Annotated in this window: 7 protein-coding genes; 2 read left to right on the top strand and 5 right to left on the bottom strand. The window is 35.2% G+C overall.

From position 1 onward, the window contains the following. Nucleotides 1-47: 47 nt before the first annotated feature. Both BLT22_RS09585 and BLT22_RS09590 read right to left on the bottom strand, forming a co-directional pair. Nucleotides 48-1,079, bottom strand: a complete 1,032-nt coding sequence (locus tag BLT22_RS09585; RefSeq protein ID WP_091762829.1) for a branched-chain amino acid aminotransferase — start codon at nt 1,077-1,079, stop codon at nt 48-50. Between the two features lie 58 nt (nt 1,080-1,137). Next, nucleotides 1,138-2,151: a PTS sugar transporter subunit IIC gene (locus tag BLT22_RS09590; protein WP_091762831.1), complete on the bottom strand. Its 1,014-nt coding sequence runs from the start codon at nt 2,149-2,151 to the stop codon at nt 1,138-1,140. 426 nt (nt 2,152-2,577) lie between these two features. On the opposite strand from BLT22_RS09590, the gene proC reads away from it, so the two are divergent. Next, nucleotides 2,578-3,369 carry a pyrroline-5-carboxylate reductase gene (gene proC, locus BLT22_RS09595; RefSeq protein ID WP_087060343.1) on the top strand — a complete coding sequence of 264 codons (792 nt, stop codon included), beginning with the start codon at nt 2,578-2,580 and terminating at the stop codon, nt 3,367-3,369. Nucleotides 3,370-3,383: 14 nt separating this feature from the next. Here proC and tadA read toward each other — a convergent pair whose 3' ends face one another. After that, nucleotides 3,384-3,884, bottom strand: a complete 501-nt coding sequence (gene tadA, locus BLT22_RS09600; protein WP_087060345.1) for a tRNA adenosine(34) deaminase TadA — start codon at nt 3,882-3,884, stop codon at nt 3,384-3,386. Between the two features lie 100 nt (nt 3,885-3,984). On the opposite strand from tadA, the gene BLT22_RS09605 reads away from it, so the two are divergent. Then, entirely contained in the window at nt 3,985-4,848 is an 864-nt protein-coding gene (locus BLT22_RS09605) for a helix-turn-helix domain-containing protein (protein WP_176935442.1), read from the top strand. A gap of 56 nt (nt 4,849-4,904) precedes the next feature. Here the strand turns inward: BLT22_RS09605 and BLT22_RS09610 are convergent, their stop codons facing one another. Together BLT22_RS09610 and BLT22_RS09615 are read right to left on the bottom strand one after the other, a co-directional pair. Then, nucleotides 4,905-5,243 carry a hypothetical protein gene (locus BLT22_RS09610; protein ID WP_087060350.1) on the bottom strand — a complete coding sequence of 113 codons (339 nt, stop codon included), beginning with the start codon at nt 5,241-5,243 and terminating at the stop codon, nt 4,905-4,907. Between the two features lie 87 nt (nt 5,244-5,330). Beyond that, nucleotides 5,331-6,140 (bottom strand): manganese catalase, encoded by an 810-nt coding sequence (locus BLT22_RS09615; protein WP_091762835.1) that lies wholly within the window; start codon nt 6,138-6,140, stop codon nt 5,331-5,333. Between the last annotated feature and the right edge of the window lie 189 nt (nt 6,141-6,329).

Genomic DNA, 6,329 nt, shown 5'->3' on the forward strand with positions numbered 1-6,329 from the left:
TTACCCTAAAAAAGACTTGATTCAAATGAATCAAGTCTTTTTTGTTCTTAAACTTTCACGATCCATCCTTCAGGTGCTTCAACATCTCCTGTCTGGATTCCAACTAATTCATTATACAAACGTTTTGTTACAGGTCCTACTTCGGTTTCAGAATAAAACACATGAAACGCATCTTTAATTTGTAGCCCTCCAATCGGAGCTATTACTGCTGCTGTTCCACAAGCTCCCGCTTCTTTAAACTGATCGATTTGATCAATATAGACATCTCCCTCAGAGACTTTAAGGTTCAAGCGATTTTCAGCTAACCAAAGTAATGAGTATTTCGTGATACTTGGCAAAATAGAAGAAGATTTAGGTGTGATAAACAAATCGTCTTTGGTGATTCCAAAAAAATTGGCTGCGCCGACTTCTTCTATTTTTGTATGTGTTTCTGGATCAAGGTAAACTGCATCACTAAAACTGCGTTCTTTAGCCTCTTTTCCGGGAAGTAAACTGCCTGCATAGTTACCTCCTACTTTAGCAGCCCCTGTTCCTTTAGGCGCAGCACGATCATAGTCGGTTATTAGGAAATTTGATGGTTTCAATCCCCCTTTAAAATATGGTCCAACAGGCATTACAAATGCTGAAAAAATATATTCATCAGCTGGTTTCACTCCAATATTATCTCCCACACCAATAATGAAAGGACGAATGTACAAGGTACTTCCCGTTCCATATGGTGGTACCCATTCTTCATTTGCTTTAACGACTTTTTTAATAGCTTCCACAAATTTTTCTTCAGGAAATACCGGCATTAGAAGTCTTTCACAACTTAATTTCATTCTTTTAGCATTCTCATATGGACGGAATAACTGAATCGAACCATCCGCTGTACGATAAGCTTTCATTCCTTCAAAACATTGTTGCCCATAATGTAATGCAGTTGATCCTTCTGAAATATGCAGCTGGTTATCTTTTGTTAATGTTCCTTCATCCCATGATCCATCTTTGTAGTGGGAAACAAAGCGATAATCCGTTTTAATATATGAAAATCCTAAATCTTTCCAGTCAATGTTTTCCGGTCTTAAATCAGTTGTCATAAAAATATAATCCCCTATTCTATAAAATCTTATCACTATTTAAGTATTGAATACTTACTTAGCTTATTTTTAGAGCCATATCCCCAGCCTTTATCGCTTTTGACGTATAAAGCAACTTATTTATCCCCAATGTTATCAAGATAGGAAAAATAGCTCCACACAATAAGTATACACCAAAACTTTGCAGACCTGAATTATTGATTACCCAAAGTGGTGCTACACCAGCCGCAAAACCGACTCCACCCATTTCAGGTATTGTTTGAAATCCAAGAAGTACAGTAGCAATTGGCCCACAAATAGCTGAAGCTATGGTAGGACCAATCAGAATTTTTGGATTTTTTATGATGTTCGGTAACTGGACTTTCGGCGTACAAAGTCCCTGAGCAATATATCCACCTAAGTTATTTTCTTTTACTGATACGATGGAAAATACAAAGTATTGAGCTGTTGTCCCAATCAGCATAGCACCACTTGCCATTGGACTCAATGCCAATGCAATGGACAACGCTGCAGAAGACAACGGAGACATTAAAATTAAGCCAAATAGTACAGCCATCACAGAAGATCCTATCACTGGACTGCCTGCTACACCATTGGAGATAAACTCACTGACTGACAGTAATATCGGTGTAATAACTTGAGATAATCCAATTCCTGCTAGACCACCTCCTAATAGTGACAATGTTGGAATGGACATCATATCCAGTGGTGAAGTTCCAGTCAGCTTTTTACCGATCCACGTTGCAATAACCCCAGCAATTAGTGCGCCAATTGGATCTCCTCCAACGATCATAAATCCAGCCTCAGTTACTTTTATAGCTCCACCTCCAATTGTAGAGGACGCCATAGCGGCAAAGAGTGTCAGCGTATTAGCTTGCATATTGTAGGCAATACCAGCTCCTAAGGCCGGGGCTAGTAAAACGCGAGTTATACTTCCTATTGTAACTAATATGGGTAAACTGAACATATCTCCTAATGTTCCAAACAAAAAACCAATACCAATTGTTACAAAAATTGCATTCGCTACTCCTGATGATACTTTCAACACATTGCGTTTAACATATTCTCTCATCTTACTATCCCCTCTTTCTAATGATGTTCAAAATATTAATATAAAAAAACAGCCTCTTTTATGAGAGGCTGGTGAATTATGTAACGTATCCCGAGCCCCTTTTAAAATGCTAAAATAGGACTCTATCTTTTAAGAAGAATAGAATCCTGGCTACGGAATAACTAATAATAAGTTTTTAGATGAACCATACAAATTCTTTTTTGCTTTCAAGATCGTCGTCTGTACCTGATGTGTAAAATTCATGTGTATTCATCTCCTTATCTTCTTTTATATTATGATGATAATCATATACGCTTATATCAGATAAGTCAACTGTTTTTATTAAAAAAAATTCATTTAAAAACTAGTTACTATTCAATACTCATTCGAGCTCGATGTTCTCATATGATATACTTTAATCAATATTAAAGAAAGAAGGTAAATCTATTGAAAATAGGATTCATCGGATTCGGAAATATGGCACAAGCTATTGCGACCGGATTAATCGAAAGTCAACTAACTGATCCAGCAGATTTAATATTTTCTAATCGTACAGAATCTAAAAGAACCGTGTTAGAAACTCAATTCAATATTAAAGGTACTCTACACAATCAAGAAGTATGGGACCAATCTGATCTGATTATTTTGGGAGTCAAGCCTCATCAAGTTGAAGAAGTTCTCACAAAAATAGATAAAACCCATTGTCCATATGTTATCTCTGTAGCTGCTGGCGTGACGAATAAACAGCTAACAGCCTATTTACCTGAATCAAATTTTATTCGGACTATGCCGAACTTGAATGCCCAAGTAGGAGAAGGCATTACAGCAATTATTGAAAACCTATCTGTTAAAAAGGAATTATTAGAACAAGCTAAAAAAATATTTGAATCTGTTGGTAAAGTAGTGGAATTGCCCGAATCACAAATGGGCCCATTCATAGCTATTGCTGGGAGTTCCCCTGCACTAGTATTTATGTTTATCGATACATTAGCTCGCGCAGCTGTAAAATATGGAATTTCCAAAGATAAAGCTACCGAAATAGCAGCGCAAGCTGTTTTGGGAAGTGCAAAGACCGTTATAGATTCTAGCCAGTCTCCATGGAACTTAATTGATCAAGTATCTTCTCCAGGAGGTATCACAGTAGATGGCATACTATCATTACTGCAAAATGATTTTTCTATGTCAATTATACAATCTGTAGATGCTATGGTAGAAAAAAATAATCAACTTTCTGAATAGACAAAAGGACTCTCCTAATCAAGAGAGTCCTTTATTCTATATTTTTCTTCTTTTTTCTTTCGACGTAACTCTTTGAAAAACGTTGTCAGCAAATCTCTACATTCCTCTTCTAAGATGCCTCGCTCTACGAATGCTTGATGATTCATTCGCTGATCAGCTAAAAGATTCATTAAAGTACCCGCAGTCCCACCTTTTATGTCAGAAGGGCCATAATATACTTCTTCAATTCGTGATAACAAAATCGCACCACTGCACATAGCGCAAGGTTCTAACGTTACAAACAATTGACACTTTTCCAGTCTCCAATTGCCTAGAGAGCGATTAGCCATTTGAATTGCAATCATTTCTGCATGTGTAGTAGCATTTTGAGAAGTTTCTCTTACATTATGTCCTCTGCCGATAATTTCGCCTTTATGAACTACAACTGCTCCTATCGGCACTTCTCCTTTCCTTTCAGCTGCTTTAGCCTCTTTAATAGCTTCTTTCATCCATTTTTCTTTTTCTTTTAGATCCATAGCATAACTCCCATACCTTTTCTTTATTATACCTTAGTTTATTATTCTCTAAAACAGTGTTAAAATAACTTTAATCATGAATAGATATGGAGGATTAAAATTGGAATTTACAGATTTAAAAAGTGTCTACCCTAATTCTTATTTGTCAGATAGCCCAATATTTGAAGATAACTTATTATCCTTACCTTATAAAAATAAATGGATTCATTTACCTACTTCTTCTTTAACTGAAAATGAGATCAATCTACTAATGATGCTATATCATAAAAAGAACTCCCATATTAATCAATCTTATTCTTCAGAATGGCACGATTATCTACTCGGCAAGCAAAGTACTATTCCTAAAACTTCTGAATCCATCAGAATGATTCAATTAAAACTAAATAATATAGACAGACACTTTGATACTGAACTATGGTCTGAATCTGCTAAAACATTATTTGAGCCTATGATTGATAGTTTTTTTTTATCAGATGACTTATATATTATTATACAACCTCAGGGTAAAATTTCTTTGGATAAAAGTGAGTTCCAAGGAATTCTTCAGACATTAGAACTTGATTTTTCTTTAAAATCATTCTGTTACATTGGGCAATATTGGGATTCATCTAAAGATTTGCGGACACTGCTTCAAGAAGAAATTGAATTATTTTCGCAAGAACTTCCTTATTTGAAAGGTAGAGTAGGATCTTTAACAGATGTTTCTTTACATTTTTTCACCAAAGATGCACTAATGGATAGTACAGTAGTACAAGAATTAAGGTCTAAATTTGATACATTAGAAAATTGGAGAGAATTAATTCGAGCCTTATGGGACAACCAGGGAAATGTTAGTATAGCTGCTAAATCTTTATTCATTCATAGAAATACGCTTCAATATAGAATCGAACGTTTTTACGAAGCTACAGGATTGTCATTGAAACAAATTGATGACTTGACTCTTTGCTTACTACTAACGTTATAATTTCAAATAAAAGACCCCCTAAAATCAATTTTATCTGATTTCAGGGGGTCTTGTAATTATTTAATGGCTTTTTTTGCATCTTTAATTTTATCACTGAAAAAACTTTTAAAGTCAGCTGATACATCTGATAAACTACTTTCAATTTCTTTAAATTTGTCAACCGTTCCAAGCAGACTATTTACTTCGTCATCTGATAATTTATCTACAACTTTTGAAGTTTTTTTACTACCGTGCATCTTATTTTTGAAAAGATGTTTTGCTTTCTGACGGTTAACAGCTGTTTTAGCTTTTTCTTTAGTATCACCTGTAGAAAAAATAACTGTCAATACCCCTACAGCTACAGCAAGTCCAACACCTAAAAGTATACCTTTGTTTTGATTGTCCATATTTTTCATAAATTGTCATCCTTTCTTAATCTATTAAGCTAAGGATAACAGAAAATTTTGTATTAAACTAAAGATATGCCCTATATCTGTTTAAATTTAATCCATTGCAGAAGTATTATAAACATCTTTTGTTACTGGTTTTAATACAGGTTTTTCTCCCATAACTTCAGGTTTAGCTTTATATATAAACTCTTTTCCGTCTTTAGCTGTCTTACCATCTACAACCTTTTTACTATGTTCGCCTTCAGAGAAATTGTACAATACATGAGATACGTCACTTACTTCATACTTTTCAGGTACTTGACCCGGTACTACAATCCCTTCTTTTTCTTCTAATTCTTTAATTGCTTCGATCCATTGAAGTTGATGCTGCGTATCACGTGCTAATAAGAAACCTAGCATATCTCTAATGCCCTTATCTTCAGTCATTTCATACAAACGGTCTACTTGAAGTCTCCCTTGCGATTCAGCAGTTACATTCATTCGCATGTCTGCAAGTATGTTTCCGCTTGATACAATATAGTTAGATGTCCATGGATTTCCATTAGAATCTCTTGGTGCTGCACCTAGTCCTGATACAATCGCGTGTTGAGGATTCATTCCGCCCATAACAGCAGCTAATGCCGGATCAGAGTCTACAGCTTTCTCCTGTGCTTCAAGAGGTGCACCCTCTAATAATTGTGAGATCATGGTCGCGATCATTTCTACATGTCCAATTTCTTCCGTTGCCGTATCTAATAGCAAGTCTTTATATTTTTCATTCCCACGAGCATTCCAGCCTTGAAATAAATACATATTCATAACAGACATTTCGCCCCATTGTCCCCCAAGAATTTCTTGTAATCTTCGAGCCATTATCGGATCTGGTTTTGCATGGTACTGTAATTCTTTACTATGCATAAACATATTGTCAACATCTCCTTTAATTTTTTTACTACAATTTGAACTTTAGCACGTTAATTATGTATACTCAAAACATAGGCCTCGTTATTAAAAAAAGAACGTACGCCTGTCAGCGTCCGTCCTTTTCTATAAAAATCTAATTTAATTTTTAACAGTTATTTCCTTTTCATTGTTAGATCTGTTTCTTACCTT

Source organism: Marinilactibacillus psychrotolerans (genome assembly GCF_900101525.1).
GTDB classification, from domain to species: domain Bacteria; phylum Bacillota; class Bacilli; order Lactobacillales; family Carnobacteriaceae_A; genus Marinilactibacillus; species Marinilactibacillus psychrotolerans.